Genomic DNA, 16402 nt, shown 5'->3' with positions numbered 1-16402 from the left:
ACTTTACCTAGTAGAGCCAATCGTCTATGTCAAAAAAACTCTTTTAAAAGGGCTGAAAATCCAGCAGAAAAAGAGCAGACAAAAAAGAGACAGAAACAAGATCTACTAAATAAAGGTTCTTTATTTGATAGACTTAGTTGTTCATGTCTCCCTTACCTCCGAATATTGTTGCAATCATCATACTCTTTTTGAGAAAATTTGTCAAGATTAAGCCAGATAATCCTCTATTTTAAAACCCAAAAACAGGTCCATAGAGTGTCAACGTATGTTTAACGTGATCGTAGTGAAACTTGTCATAGTTTCTCCAAGCAGTGCGGGCTTGGTCATTTAATTTCAGTGAACCAAGTCCGATCAAAAGACTAGTCCGTTGGTAAAAAGATTCCAGTTCAATTAAGATGGCGTTGTCTACTTTCTCAGCTTTTTTAAGTGCTCTGAGAATTTCGTCTATATTTTGCTGTAAGCGTAGATCATCAGGTAATCCCTGTTTACAGCTTTGTATTGTTTGGTTTAATTTTGAAACGAGCTGATAGGCTTCTGTTAAAAGAGCTTTGTCTTCCATATGAGCGTCCTCCTTTGCTCATGTATTGATGCCTATAGTATAGCACAAAAAATAAATTTGTCATAATAAATATATCAAAAAATAATAATTCTCTAGATAGCATAATTAAAGTCTAGAAATATTTTGAAGCAGAGGTAAATAATTCTTAAAAATATTTGACATTTATCCGTTGACAGAGGATAATGAGTTGAAAAAAAATATTGTTATTTCTTATGATTCAACTAATTATTAGCGCCTTTTAATGGAGAAATTTTTGTTAGCCTTCTAGATAGTAGTATATAATGATAGGATGTTTACGATTAAGTTTACGAAAGTGAGTAAAGATGATTAAGATATCAATTAGTTTGTTGCTAGACGCAATTGAAGATAATGTCGATTATGAAATCATTCAATCTATTGAACTTGAAACAGATATTAGAAAAATCACTAGACAATTTCAAGGAGAAAACGGGGAATTCTTAGTTAAAGAGGAAGTATTTCAAGAGTTACCTTTTGATATCAAAACAAGGAATGAAATTATTAAACAAATAAAACAAAACAGTCAGAAAGTGGATAGAGATGACTTTGATACATTGTTACAGTTATATTATTGAGAACCTAGGGCAATGTAATTACTTTTTGAGGTCGTAACCCTATAAAGCTTACGCGTTCTATGGTACAATATATCTATACTACATAGTATAATCAAGGAAGTAAATTTTTATGGAGGAAGTATGAAATTAAATATTCAAGAAGTTCGTAAGCAGCCTGAAGGTTTGTATTTTGAGCAAACTCTAGACATGTCAGCTGACTTACGTGAGCGTAACCAAGAAATTTTAGACGTAAAAGATATTGTCGCAGTTGGGAAGGTTCAGTATGAAGACCGTATGTTTTTCCTAGATTATCAACTGTCTTATACCATCGTACTTGCTTCTAGTCGTAGTATGGAACCTGTTGAGTTAGCAGAGTCTTATCCAGTGACAGAAGTCTTTATGGAAGGTGCTACCAATCAACTGGATCAAGAAGTTCTTGATGATGACTTGGTTTTATCTATCGAAAATGGTGAAATCGACCTGGCTGAAAGTGTTTCGGATAATATCTTGCTAAACATTCCAATCAAGGTCTTAACGGCAGAAGAAGAAGCAGGTCAGGGATTTGTTTCTGGAAATGACTGGCAAATCATGACTGAGGAAGAATATCAAGCTCAACAAGCAGTCAAAAAAGAAGCAAGTAGTCCTTTTGCAGGTTTACAAGGGCTGTTTGATGGAGACGAATAGATGGTTTTATCCAAGAAACGTGCCCGTCATGTCATTGAGGAAATCATAGCTCTTTTTCCAGATGCAAAACCTAGTCTAGATTTTCGCAATCATTTTGAACTCTTAGTTGCAGTTATGTTGTCTGCTCAGACGACAGATGCGGCAGTAAACAAGGCGACTCCAGCTCTTTTTGAAGCCTTCCCTACACCACAAGCCATGGCAGACGCTAGTGAGAAGGACATTGCAAAACATATTTCTCGTTTAGGTCTGTATCGAAATAAAGCAAAATTTCTTAAAAAATGTGCGCAACAGTTATTAGAAGATTTTGATGGTCAAGTTCCTCAGACTAGAGAAGAATTAGAAAGTTTGGCGGGAGTTGGGCGTAAAACAGCTAATGTAGTCATGAGTGTGGGCTTTGGAATTCCAGCTTTTGCGGTAGATACTCATGTGGAGCGCATTTGCAAACACCATGATATTGTTAAAAAATCGGCAACTCCACTTGAAGTTGAAAAACGTGTCATGGATGTCTTGCCACCAGAAAAGTGGTTGGCGGCGCATCAAGCCATGATTTACTTTGGTCGTGCTATCTGTCATCCGAAAAATCCAGAATGCGAACACTATCCACAATTGTATGATTTTAGTTCATTATAAGGTCAAACATTGAATGTTTTTACTTGCTTTGAACTGGGCTTTGTGTTATAGTAAGAACAATAAAATATTCCTTTAAACCTGTCCCGTGAGGCAGGCAAGGAGCTCGATAAAGTAGAAGGGTAAGTCTATGCTGTTTCCAGTATGGCTCGCTTAATGATACATTCTCAAGTCTCCTTGTCTAAGGAGACTTTTCTTTTTGGAGGTTTGTCATGAAGACAAAAGAAGTTGTAGACGAATTAACCGTCAAGCGAGCAATTACGCGTATCACTTATGAAATTATCGAACGCAACAAAGATTTGAACAAAATCATTTTAGCGGGAATTAAAACACGTGGTGTCTTTATCGCCCACCGCATCCAAGAGCGCTTGGAACAATTGGAAAACATCTCTGTTCCCGTTGTAGAATTAGATACCAAACCTTACCGTGACGATGTCAAAAGTGGTGAAGATACTTCCTTGATTTCTGTTGATGTGACAGACCGCGAAGTTATCTTGGTGGATGATGTTCTTTACACAGGTCGTACAATTCGTGCCGCTATCGATAACATTGTCGGACATGGTCGCCCTGCCCGTGTGAGTCTAGCAGTATTAGTGGACCGTGGGCACAGAGAATTGCCGATTCGTCCAGATTACGTTGGGAAAAATATTCCAACTAGTCGTTCTGAAGAAATCATCGTTGAGATGACGGAACTTGATGGCCAAGATAGAGTTTTGATTACTGAAGAAGCTTAAAAGCTAAAGGAGTAGCCATGTCAGAAAATCAACAAGCACTCAAACATGTGGTGTCCATGGAAGATCTTACTGTAGATCAGGTTATAAAATTGATTAAACGAGGGATCGAGTTTAAAAATGGAGCCCAGTTGCCCTACGAAGACCATCCCATTGTTTCCAACCTTTTCTTTGAAAATTCGACAAGAACGCATAAATCCTTCGAAGTTGCAGAGATTAAACTGGGATTGGAACGACTTGACTTTGATGTGAATACAAGCTCTGTAAACAAGGGTGAGACACTCTATGATACAATCTTGACCTTGTCTGCACTTGGTGTAGATATCTGTGTTATTCGGCACCCAGAGGTTGATTATTACAGGGAATTGATTGCGAGCCCAACCATTATGACATCGATTATCAATGGTGGTGATGGCTCAGGGCAACATCCTAGTCAGAGTCTGCTTGATTTGATGACAATTTACGAAGAATTTGGCCGTTTTGAAGGGCTCAAGGTTGCCATTGCTGGTGACTTGGACCATTCACGTGTTGCCAAGTCCAATATGCAGATTTTGAAACGTTTAGGTGCTGAACTTTACTTTGCAGGACCTGAGGAATGGAGAAGTCAAGAATTTGCAGATTATGGTCAGTTTGTAACTATTGACGAGATTGTTGACCAGGTGGATGTTCTGATGTTGCTTCGAGTTCAACATGAACGCCACGAAAGTGGAGCAGTCTTCTCAAAAGAAGAGTATCATGCTCAACATGGCTTGAACCAAGAACGCTATAATCGCTTAAAAGAAGAAGCAATCATTATGCATCCGGCTCCTGTGAATCGGGATGTGGAAATTGCCGATCATCTTGTTGAAGCACCAAAATCACGTATTGTTCAGCAGATGACCAACGGTGTATTTGTAAGAATGGCTATTTTAGAATCCGTATTGGCAAGTAGAAAAGCCAAATAAGACACAAAACGTTAAAAGACGCCAGTGAGCGTCCACGAGAGGTGAAAATATGACAAAAAGACTTCTAGTTTTAGAAGATGGCACAGTTTTTGAAGGAAAGGCCTTCGGTGCAGATATTGATGTAACAGGGGAAATCGTCTTTAACACAGGGATGACAGGATATCAAGAATCCATTACAGACCAATCTTATAATGGACAAATCTTGACCTTCACGTATCCACTAGTAGGGAATTATGGAGTTAACCGTGATGACTACGAGTCTATCAGTCCTACTTGTAAGGGAGTTGTGGTTTTCGAAGAGGCTCGTAGAGCCAGCAACTGGCGCAACCAAATGACCTTGGATGAATTCCTGAAAGCTAAGAAGATTCCTGGAATTTCAGGCATTGACACTCGAGCTCTTACAAAGATTATTCGTAAACATGGTACCATGAGAGCGACTCTAACACATGCTGGCGATAGTATGGATCACATTGCAGATCAACTTCAAGCAACTGTCTTACCGACTGATAATATCAGACAAGTTTCTACAAAGACTGCTTATCCGGCTCCAGGAGTTGGCTTGAGCGTTGTTTTAGTAGACTTCGGTCTTAAACACTCTATTTTACGAGAGCTATCTAAACGTGATTGTAACGTGACTGTAGTTCCATACACAACTACGGCTGAGGAAATCTTGCATTTAAACCCTGACGGAGTTATGTTGTCAAATGGTCCTGGAAATCCAGAAGATGTACCAGAAGCTCTTGAGATGATCCGTGGTATTCTCGGGAAAATTCCAATCTTTGGTATCTGTATGGGGCACCAGCTCTTTGCAATGGCAAATGGTGCTAAGACCTATAAAATGAAGTTTGGTCACCGTGGTTTTAACCATGCTGTTCGTGAAATTGCAACTGGGCGCGTGGACTTCACAAGTCAAAATCATGGTTATGCAGTTAACCGTGAGGATTTACCAGAGCACTTAATCATCACGCACGAAGAAATCAATGACAAGTCAGTTGAAGGCGTACGTCACAGATATCTACCAGGTTTCTCTGTGCAATTCCACCCAGACGCAGCTCCTGGGCCACATGATGCAAGTTATCTATTTGATGAGTTCATCGAGATGATGGAAGCTTTTAAACAAGCAAACTAAAGACGAGTGAGAAATCGTCGGAGAATTTATGGAATTGAACACGATCGGAAAGCTCGGAATTTAGAGAAACCAACTTGGATTGTCAATCCTTCCTTGGTTTCCTAAAATTCAGTCGCTTTCTTATCGTCCTTTGTATCTTATTTAATGTCGCTCTGTGAGGCGACGAATAGAAAGGCAGGTCGTTTCTTTTAGTCGCTATATGGCGAACTAAAAACTCCCTGCACTAGATTTTTTACCGAAAATGATCGTTTCGCTAAAAAATCGTCGGAGAATTTATTTAATGGCAATCAGAGAGTTGCCGAATAGAAAGGAGAAGGGTAGTTCGTATTTGGTGAACTGAATACGGGCTACGGACGGTGCTAAAAAGATAGTTATTCCTAGAACTAACAGTTCTTCGTCATAACTCCTATTTTAGCTTTGTCCGCTTGACGCCCTTAATATCTTATAAATGCCTAAACGTACTGATATTCAAAAAATTATGGTGATTGGTTCTGGTCCGATTATTATTGGTCAGGCTGCTGAGTTTGACTATGCTGGGACCCAGGCCTGCTTGTCTTTGAAAGAAGAGGGGTATGAGGTTGTCTTGGTTAACTCAAATCCTGCAACCATCATGACAGATAAAGAGATTGCAGACAAGGTTTACATCGAACCGATTACACTTGAGTTTGTGACTCGTATTCTCCGTAAGGAACGTCCAGATGCTTTGCTCCCAACTCTTGGAGGTCAAACAGGGCTTAATATGGCAATGGAATTGTCAAAAAATGGTATCTTGGATGAGCTTGGAGTAGAACTTCTTGGTACCAAATTGTCTGCCATCGACCAAGCAGAGGACCGCGATCTCTTTAAACAATTGATGGAAGAACTCAAGCAACCAATTCCAGAATCTGAAATTGTCAACACAGTTGAAGAAGCCGTAGCCTTTGCAGCAACAATTGGCTACCCAGTTATCGTCCGTCCAGCCTTTACTCTAGGTGGTACTGGTGGTGGTATGTGTGCCAACGAAGCAGAATTGCGAGAAATTGCTGAGAATGGTTTGAAGTTGTCACCTGTTACCCAGTGTTTGATTGAACGTTCCATTGCTGGTTTCAAGGAAATCGAGTACGAAGTCATGCGTGACTCAGCTGATAATGCCCTTGTTGTTTGTAACATGGAAAACTTTGACCCTGTTGGAATTCACACAGGAGACTCTATCGTATTTGCCCCTGCGCAAACCATGTCCGACTATGAAAACCAAATGCTTCGTGATGCTAGTTTGAGCATTATCCGCGCTCTCAAGATTGAAGGCGGATGTAACGTTCAGCTTGCGCTTGATCCACACAGTTTTAAGTACTATGTCATCGAAGTAAATCCTCGTGTATCTCGTTCTTCAGCCCTTGCTTCTAAGGCAACTGGTTACCCAATCGCCAAATTGGCTGCTAAGATTGCTGTAGGGTTGACCTTGGATGAAGTTATTAACCCAGTTACAGGTTCAACCTATGCTATGTTTGAACCAGCTCTTGACTATGTTGTGGCTAAGATTCCACGTTTCCCATTTGACAAGTTTGAAAAAGGGGAACGTCGTCTTGGTACCCAGATGAAGGCGACTGGAGAAGTCATGGCCATCGGTCGAAACATCGAGGAATCTCTCCTTAAAGCTTGTCGCTCTCTAGAAATTGGTGTCCATCACAATGAAATGCCTGAACTTGCAGATGTTTCAGATGATGCCTTGATTGAAAAAGTTGTTAAGGCACAAGATGACCGTCTCTTCTACGTATCAGAAGCTATTCGTCGTGGTTATACACCAGAAGAGATTGCTGACTTAACTAAGATTGATATTTTCTACCTTGATAAACTCTTGCATATCTTTGAGATTGAGCAAGAATTGGGCGCACATCCTCAGGATGTCGATGTCCTGAAAACAGCAAAACTCAATGGTTTCTCAGATCGTAAAATCGCAGAACTTTGGGGAACTACAGCTGATCAAGTTCGCCAACTTCGTTTAGAAAACAAGATTGTCCCAGTTTACAAGATGGTAGATACTTGTGCCGCAGAATTTGAATCAGAAACTCCGTACTTCTACTCAACATATGGATGGGAAAATGAGTCTATCAAGTCTGATAAGGAATCTGTACTTGTCCTAGGTTCTGGTCCAATCCGTATCGGACAAGGGGTTGAGTTTGACTACGCGACTGTTCACTCGGTTAAGGCTATCCAGGCAGCTGGCTATGAAGCCATCATCATGAACTCAAACCCAGAGACAGTTTCAACAGACTTCTCTGTATCAGATAAACTCTACTTTGAACCATTGACTTTTGAAGATGTGATGAATGTCATCGATTTGGAGCAACCAAAAGGTGTTATTGTTCAGTTCGGTGGTCAAACAGCTATCAACCTAGCTGAGCCATTAGCAAAAGCTGGTGTGACTATCCTTGGTACTCAAGTTGCGGACTTGGATCGTGCGGAAGACCGTGACCTCTTCGAACAAGCCCTCAAAGACTTGGATATTCCACAACCTCCTGGACAGACTGCAACCAATGAAGAAGAAGCAGTACTTGCTGCACGTAAAATTGGTTTCCCAGTTCTCGTTCGCCCTTCATATGTCTTGGGTGGACGTGCTATGGAAATCGTTGAGAATGAAGATGATCTTCGTTCTTACATGCGTACTGCGGTTAAGGCAAGTCCAGACCACCCTGTTCTTGTTGACTCTTATATCGTCGGACAAGAGTGTGAAGTCGATGCCATTTCAGACGGACAAAATGTCCTCATCCCAGGTATCATGGAGCATATCGAACGCGCTGGTGTCCACTCAGGTGACTCCATGGCGGTTTATCCTCCTCAAACCTTGTCGCAAAAAGTGCAAGAAACGATCGCAGACTACACCAAACGCCTTGCAATCGGCCTCAACTGTCTTGGGATGATGAACATTCAGTTTGTTATCAAGGATGAGAAAGTCTACGTCATTGAAGTAAACCCTCGTGCCAGTCGTACTGTTCCATTCCTTTCTAAAGTAACCAATATCCCTATGGCACAGGTAGCGACTAAGTTGATTCTTGGTCAAAGTCTTGAAGAACTTGGTTACCAAGATGGACTTTATCCAGAAAGTAGTCGCGTTCATATCAAGGCACCAGTCTTCTCCTTTACCAAGCTAGCTAAGGTAGACAGCCTGCTTGGACCTGAAATGAAGTCAACAGGGGAAGTCATGGGTTCTGATACCACTCTTGAAAAAGCTCTCTACAAGGCCTTTGAAGCTTCTTATCTTCACTTACCAACCTTTGGTAATGTTGTCTTCACTATCGCAGATGATGCAAAAGAAGAAGCACTAGATTTGGCTCGTCGTTTCCAAAATATTGGCTACGGAATCCTTGCTACTGAAGGAACTGCAGAGTTCTTTGCAAGTCATGGATTGCAGGCACAAGTCGTTGGAAAGATTGGTGATGATGAACACGATATTCCAAGCTACGTCCGCAAAGGAAAAATTCAAGCAATCATCAATACAGTTGGTACCAAACGGACAGCTGATGAAGATGGTGAGCAAATCAGACGTTCAGCAATTGAACATGGAGTTCCTCTCTTTACAGCTTTGGATACAGCAGATGCAATGTTAAAAGTACTAGAAAGCAGAAGTTTTGTTACAGAAGCGATTTAATAAAAAAAGATTCTCATTTGAGAATCTTTTTTATTATGAAAGCGTTGCTATCATTTTTCACAAATAATTAAATGCAAAACCTGAACCTAAGTAAATATATAAAAATAGTATAATTTTAAATTAATTAATTTTAAAAGATAGACATAATATAGGATAGTGCACATTTACATATAATTATATATAACAAATCACAGGGTGTTAAAATGGCCTAAAATATAATAAAGTAAACGATTTCAGGAGCACATAATTATTTGAAGTTAGGTCAGACTTATGGTATGATATAAGGGCTAAAGTTAGAGAAAAATATTGTATTCTAGATTCAAATATAGTATAATTCCTCTGCTGATAGTGAAATAATATAAAAGGAGAACTTATCAAAATGATAAGAAAGGAACAACAACGTTTTTCTTTGAGGAAATATAAGGTAGGTGTTGCATCCGTATTTTTGGGAACAACTCTTAGTTTTATGTTAACAAATGGAGGTGCGGTAAAAGCTTCTGAACTTCCTACACAACCAAGTTCTGAAGAAAAAACAGAGTTGGTGAAAAAGGATAGTGTCAGCGAGGATTCCTCTAAGAAGGAAGAGAATGTTGTAGAAAATGTTGCAACAACTGAACTTGCTGAGACAAACAAGGTAGAAGAAGGGAAAGCAGCTTCTGAGGCTAAAACAGAAGAAGCTAAATCTGAATCAGTGTCTTCAGAAAAAGCAGAAGAAGCAAAACCTGCTTCAACTGAGACTGAGGTTGCTAATAAGGAAACTGCTAAGCCGGTTGAAAAAGCTGAAGAAACTAAGCCAGCTGTTTCAGAAGGTGATAAACCTAAAGTTCGTAATCGTCGTGCTACAACTGAAGATGCAGTTTCTGGCGATCACAACTCTAAGCCAGTCAGTGTTAGTACATATCTAAAAGATGGTGAAACAGTTGATCCAACTATACAAAACCCAAATGGAGCTACGGTTGGGTCTCAAACTGTACCAGCTGGATATGCAAGAAAAGAAGGTGATTACTATACTTATAGTATCGTAGACCTTACTCGCTTCAACGAACGTTATAATACAAACTACTATACACGTGCATATAAGAATTTTGATGTTACTACAGACACAACGGTTGAATTGATTGATAAAACGACTGGTAATGTAGTAGAGACTAGAAAAATCACAGCAACAAGTGGAATTCAAAAATTCACTACTACTAAGACGGCATCAAATGGTGAATTAACTTGGCAAGTTGATTACAACCCAGGTACAGGAGCTGGACCTGGTAAAACAGACCAACCATTTATCCAATTAGGTTATGAAGTTGGTGCAAGTATTCAAGCTTTAGTAAATCCAAAGAATGAAGCTGAACAAAAATTATATCAAGATGTTTATAACGCTCGTACATCAAGAGATATTATTAACGTTGTAGAACCAGCTTATAATGGTCGTACAATCACAGATACAAACGCTAAAATTCCAATATTCGTTGATAAAACAACTTACTACAGAGTAGTTGATAAAAATAACCCAACATTTAACGCTAATAAAACAGATAAAACTGTTCAAGATTACGTACCAAATGGTAATGAAGTAGACTTGGCTAGATATACAACTAAAGCCATGGAAGGACAAAACTTCACAGCATCTGGTGAGCGCCAATTTGATGGCTACAAATTGTATCAAACGGCAGATCCAGATTCAACATCTGGTTATGTAAGCCGTCCTTATATTGTTGGTACCAAATTCATGGACGCGGAGCGTGCAGGAATTAAGCGTATTAAGGAAATCGTAGGTGAAGATGGAACTGTAGTCGTTCGTGTTTATCTTCTAGATCCAAAACAACAAAGCAAACGTTCTGATGGTACATTGAGCACTGATGGCTACATGTTGTTGGCAGAAACCAAGCCGATTAAACCTGGTGATTATAACAAACAAGAATTAAATGTTAAGAAATCACCTCTTAACACAATTGCTTTCACTGATAATAAAGGTGTAAATTATCCAAACGGTAAAGAAGTTACATTTGATTTCCAAAAAGCTGCTGGATATACACCGTATAAAACGGTATTCGTACCATTCTTAGGAGACGGTATCGGACACCTTTCACCAAATAGTCAATTAGAAAATGGTGCATATGTACAAATAGGTACAAACGTTGACTTGCTCAACTCATTGACACCATACAAGCAACCAATTTATTACTATGTAAAACAAAAGCCAGTTGAAGTCATTCCAGAAGTTGAAAAACAACTTGAAGGACGTGTCTTGACAGACGGCGAGTTTACTTTCAAATTAACAGAAGAGAAAAGTACTCCTGATAAGCACGAAGAAACTGTTACCAACAAGGATGGAAAAGCTACATTCAGCAAGCTTACTTTTAACAAAGCTGGTACTTATAAATACAAGATCACTGAACAAAAGGGTTCTGATACAGATGTTGACTACGATGCAATGACTGTTACCATGACAGTTACTGTAACTGAGAATTCTAAAGGTGACCTAGGAGCTACAGTTAAATACAGTGCTGAAGGTGGATTCAAATCAAGTGATGATGATAAAATCTTCAACAACTATGTTGTAGCACCAGTAAAAGTTAAATTTGACTTCACGAAAAAATTGGCTGGACGCGCTCTTAAAGATGGAGAATTCAACTTCGTTCTTAAAAATTCTGACGGTCAAGAAGTTGAGACTGTAGCCAACAAAAAGGATGGAACTGTAACATTCACAGAAATAGCGTTTGACAACTCTAAAGTTGGCACACATACCTATACTGTAGAAGAAGTTGTCCCTGCAGCTAAAGAAGCTGGAATGGTTTACGATTCTATGAAGGCTACGATTACTGTAGAAGTTTCTAAAAAAGGTCACACATTAACAACAGTAACTAACGTAGTTTCTGCTGGCGGTGTGGACGATAATGGAGCATCAACTGATGGTAGTGAAGATAAAGTATTCAACAACAAGATTACTCCTCCAGAAACGCCTGTATTCCAACCAGAAAAATTTGTACTTAACAAAGAAAAGTATGACATCACTGGTACTAAATTAGTCGATGATGACAACGAATTGACTAATGAGTATACAGAAACCAATGCTGATCCGTACGCTGATAAAACTACTAATAACGAAGCAGAAAACATCAATACTAAGACAGTTGAACGTGGCGATAAATTAGTTTACCAAGTATGGTTAGATACTAGAAACTTCTCAGATAAGAACAATATCCAATCTGTTGGTATTTCTGATACATATGATGCTGAAAAAGTAACAGTTAACGCTGCTGACATCAAAGCTTATGACAGTGTAACTGGCCAAGATGTAACTGATAAGTTTGACATTAAGGTTGAAAATGCTGTAATCACAGCAACTTCCAAGTCTTCTATGAACAAGTCTTTAGGTGATGCGGATAATACTCAAGTTATCGACACAACTAAATTCGAGTTTGGTCGCTACTATAAATTCGATATCCCAGCCACTGTTAAAGACACAGTTAAGGCAGGAGCTGATATTGAAAATAAAGCCAACCAAATCGTTCATGTTTACAACCCAGTAAGTAAATCTGTAGAAACACCTGAAAAACCAACTCAAAAACGTGTGAACAGTGTACCAATTACTGCAGAATTCAACTTCACAAAACGTTTGGAAGGTCGTGAGCTTAAAGCTGGCGAATTTACATTTGAGTTGAAAGACAGCGACAATGTTGTGATTGCGACTGCAACCAACGATGCAGGTGGTAAGATTAAATTCTCTCCAGTAGAGTACACAAATAAAGCTGGTGAAAAAGTCACTGCCCTTAAATACAAGAAGGGTCAAGAAGGTACTTATACTTACTCTGTAACAGAGGTGAAAGGTACAGACGCAACTGTCACTTACGATACTATGAAGGCAGAAGTAACTGTAACAGTATCACACGATGGAACAGCAAAAGCATTGATTGCTAACGTAACTGAACCAACTGACAAAGAGTTCAACAATACAGTAACTCCTCCAACAGAACCTAAGTTCCAACCAGAGAAGTATGTATTGAATGAAGCAAAATACTCAATCACTGATAACAAACTTCTTGATGATGATTCTGAGTTGACTGATAAATATGGTGAAACAAATACTGATCCATATGTTGATGGAACTTCAAACAACGAAGCAGCAAACATCAATACCAAGACTGTTAACCGCGGAGATAAGATCTACTATCAAGTATGGTTGGATACAACTAAATTCTCAGCAACTAACAAAGAAAACGTTCAATCAGTAGGAATCACTGATGACTTCGATGAAACGAAGGTTGATGTCGTTGCTTCTAAAATTAAAGCTTACGATTCAGTAACTGGTGACGATGTAACAAACAAATTCGACATCAAGGTTGAAAATGGTGTGATGACTGCAACTCTTAAAGCTGGCTTCACGAAGTCATTGGGTGATGCAGAAAAAACTCAAATCATTGACACAACAAAATTTGCATTTGAACGTTACTACAAATTTGATATCCCAGCAACTGTTAAAGCAGACGTTGCAGGTGGAGTAGACATCGAAAATACTGCGGCTCAAGTAGTGAACTACTACAACCCATCTACGAAGAAAGTTGAAAAACCAAGCAAACCAACTGAAAAACGTGTAAACTCAGTACCAATCTCTATTGAATTCAACTTCACTAAACGTCTAGAAGGACGTGAATTGAAAGAGAACGAATTCGGCTTTGTATTGAAAGATTCAAATGGTAAAGAAGTTGAAACTGTAACCAACGACAAAGATGGTAATGTGAAATTCTCAGCTCTTACATTCAAGAAGGGTCAAGAAGGCGTACACAACTACACTGTTGAAGAGGTTGCAGGTACAGATGCTACTGTGACATACGACACAATGAAAGCAACTGTAACCATCACAGTTAAACATGACGGAACAGCTAAAGCTTTAGTAGCTAAACTTGGCGATATCGCTGATAAAGAGTTTAACAACGTGGTAACACCACCAACTGAACCTAAGTTCCAACCAGAGAAATACGTTGTAACTGAAGAGAAATACTCAATTACTGACAACAAGCTTCTCGATGATGATTCTGAGTTGGCAGACAAGTACGGAGATACCAATAAAGATCCATACGCAGATAAGACTGACAACAACGAAGCAGAAAACTTGAATACTAAGACTGTGAAACCTGGTGCGAAATTGGTTTACCAAGTATGGCTTGATACAACTAAATTCGACGCTAACAACAAGGATAACATCCAATCAGTAAGTATTTCTGATGACTTCGATGAAACGAAGGTTAATGTAGACTCTTCAGCTATCAAGGCTTACGATTCAGTAACTGGTTCGGATGTGACTGACAAGTTCGACATCACAGTTGAAGCTGGTGTTATGACCGCAACGCTTAAAGCTGGCTTCACGAAGTCACTTGGAGACGCAGACAATACACAAATCATCGACACAACTAAATTCGAGTTTGGTCGCTACTATAAATTCGATATCCCAGCCACTGTTAAAACAGACGTTAAAGGTGGAGTAGACATCGAAAATACAGCAGCGCAAATTGTAAACTTCTACAACCCATCTACGAAGAAAGTTGAAAAACCAGAAAAACCAACTGAAAAACGTGTCAACTCAGTTCCAATTGAAGTCGAATTCAACTTCACTAAGAAATTGGAAGGCCGTGAATTGAAAGCTGGTGAGTTCAGCTTCGTATTGAAAGACTCTAAAGGTACTGAAATCGAAACGGTTCAGAACGATAAAGATGGCAAGGTGAAATTCGCTAAACTTGAATTCACTAAAGCCCAAGTTGGAACTCATAAGTACACTGTAGAAGAAGTTAAAGGATCTGATGCGACAGTCACTTACGACTCTATGAAGGCTGAAATCACAGTAGAAGTTAAATACGATGGTACAGCTAAAGCACTTGTGAAGACACTAACTGATGCTCCAGATAAAGAGTTCAATAACACTGTGACTCCTCCAGAAACTCCTGAGTTTAACCCAGAAAAATATATTCTTAACGAAGAGAAATTTGACATTACTGGAACTAAACTTCTGGATGATGATAAAGAGTTAACTGATAAAGTAGCTGATACCAACAAAGATCCATATGTGGACAATGTTGATAATAATGAAAAGCAAAATATCAATACTCAAACACTCCATAAAGGTGATAAGGTTGTTTACCAAGTATGGCTTGATACAACTAAATTTACAGAAGCTCACAATATTCAATCTGTTGGAATTACAGATAAATATGACAGTGAAAACTTGGATGTTAATGTAGCTAATATTAAAGCTTACGATTCAGTAACTGGTGAAGATGTAACAGCTAAGTTTGATATTTCAATTGTGGATGGTGTCATTACTGCTACATCTAAGGCTGACTTGACTATGTCTCTTGGAGATGCAGAAAATACTCAAGTAATCGACACTGCTAAATTAGCATTTGGACGTTACTACAAGTTTGATATTCTAGCACGTATCAAGGGAACTGCTAAAGAAGGTGTAGATATTGAAAATACAGCTTCTCAAATTGTTCACCAATATGATCCAACTAAGAAATCAGTTGAAAAACCAGAAAAACCAACTGAAAAACGTGTTGTTAATATTCCAGTGAAAGTTGAATTCAACTTCACGAAGAAATTAGAAGGTCGTGCGTTGAAAGCTAGTGAATTCAGCTTCGTATTGAAGGACAAAGATGGTAACGTGATTGAAACCGTAAGCAATGATGCTGAAGGTAAGATCAAGTTCTCAGCTCTTGAATTCAAACGTGGTCAAGAAGGTACTTATATTTATCATGTAGAAGAAGTGAAAGGTACAGAGGCTGGAGTTGAGTACGATAAGATGGTAGCGACTGTTGGAGTTACTGTGACGAAGGACGGTAAAGTATTAACTCTTACTTCACAAATGCCTGAAGATACTGAGTTTAACAACAAGGTAACACCGCCAACACCACCAACACCACCAACACCACCAACACCACCAACACCACCAACACCGCCAACACCACCAACACCGCCAACACCACCAACACCACCAACACCACCAACACCACCAACACCACCAACACCGCCAACACCACCAACACCACCAACACCACCAACACCGCCAACACCACCAACACCACCAACACCACCAACACCACCAACACCGCCAACACCGCCAACACCACCAACACCACCAACACCACCAACACCACCAACACCGCCAACACCGCCAACACCACCAACACCGCCAACACCGCCAACACCGCCAACACCGCCAACACCGCCAACACCGCCAACACCACCAACACCAGTAACACCACTAACACCAGAAAAACCTAAAGGTCGTGAGTTGCCAAATACTGGTGAGCAATCTACAGTTGGAGTAGTTGCTCTAGGTGCAGCCCTTGGTCTAGTAGGACTTGGTTTAATTGCAAAACCAAAAAGACGTGAAGACTAAGATTGTGATGACATCAATATTTTGGTGTTGAAATAACAATTTTAGCTCTAAAATGAAGAGGCTTTGCTCGTAAGAGCAAGGCCTCTTTGTTATTTTCTTATAAAAAAACCCGAGGACTTATTCCTTGGGTTTTTAAAA

General features: G+C 39.4%; 9 protein-coding genes. 8 read left to right on the top strand and 1 reads right to left on the bottom strand.

Translation table 11 applies throughout. The annotated features are described in order from the left end of the window. Positions 1–229 precede the first annotated feature (229 nt). A complete protein-coding gene (locus tag ACLNCS_RS00985) occupies positions 230–559 on the bottom strand; it encodes a hypothetical protein (RefSeq protein ID WP_004252501.1) in 330 nt (109 codons plus the stop codon). Positions 560–882: 323 nt separating this feature from the next. Here ACLNCS_RS00985 and ACLNCS_RS00980 point away from each other — a divergent pair, with 323 nt between their 5' ends. From ACLNCS_RS00980 to ACLNCS_RS00945, 8 genes are all read left to right on the top strand, one after another. Next, positions 883–1152: a hypothetical protein gene (locus ACLNCS_RS00980; protein ID WP_004252503.1), complete on the top strand. Its 270-nt coding sequence runs from the start codon at positions 883–885 to the stop codon at positions 1150–1152. Between the two features lie 120 nt (positions 1153–1272). Continuing rightward, positions 1273–1815 carry a YceD family protein gene (locus ACLNCS_RS00975; protein WP_004252506.1) on the top strand — a complete coding sequence of 181 codons (543 nt, stop codon included), beginning with the start codon at positions 1273–1275 and terminating at the stop codon, positions 1813–1815. After that, positions 1816–2445, top strand: coding sequence for an endonuclease III (nth, locus tag ACLNCS_RS00970; protein WP_004252508.1), 630 nt, complete (start codon positions 1816–1818; stop codon positions 2443–2445). A gap of 209 nt (positions 2446–2654) precedes the next feature. Next, positions 2655–3176 (top strand): bifunctional pyr operon transcriptional regulator/uracil phosphoribosyltransferase PyrR, encoded by a 522-nt coding sequence (pyrR, locus tag ACLNCS_RS00965; protein ID WP_004252509.1) that lies wholly within the window; start codon positions 2655–2657, stop codon positions 3174–3176. 17 nt (positions 3177–3193) lie between these two features. Beyond that, positions 3194–4117, top strand: a complete 924-nt coding sequence (locus tag ACLNCS_RS00960; RefSeq protein ID WP_074324593.1) for an aspartate carbamoyltransferase catalytic subunit — start codon at positions 3194–3196, stop codon at positions 4115–4117. A 49-nt stretch (positions 4118–4166) separates the two neighbouring features. Beyond that, on the top strand, positions 4167–5246 hold the full coding sequence (locus tag ACLNCS_RS00955; RefSeq protein WP_070677882.1) for a carbamoyl phosphate synthase small subunit: 1080 nt from the start codon (positions 4167–4169) through the stop codon (positions 5244–5246). Between the two features lie 448 nt (positions 5247–5694). Beyond that, positions 5695–8871, top strand: coding sequence for a carbamoyl-phosphate synthase large subunit (gene carB, locus ACLNCS_RS00950; RefSeq protein ID WP_424846762.1), 3177 nt, complete (start codon positions 5695–5697; stop codon positions 8869–8871). Positions 8872–9250: 379 nt separating this feature from the next. Continuing rightward, positions 9251–16264 (top strand): SspB-related isopeptide-forming adhesin, encoded by a 7014-nt coding sequence (locus ACLNCS_RS00945; protein WP_424846760.1) that lies wholly within the window; start codon positions 9251–9253, stop codon positions 16262–16264. Positions 16265–16402 lie beyond the last annotated feature (138 nt).

Origin of the sequence: Streptococcus sp. CL9.43, from assembly GCF_049737935.1 — a bacterium.
GTDB lineage: Bacteria > Bacillota > Bacilli > Lactobacillales > Streptococcaceae > Streptococcus > Streptococcus infantis_I.
Note: the sequence above shows the minus strand (reverse complement) of the source record. Positions and strands in the feature narration are given on the sequence as shown.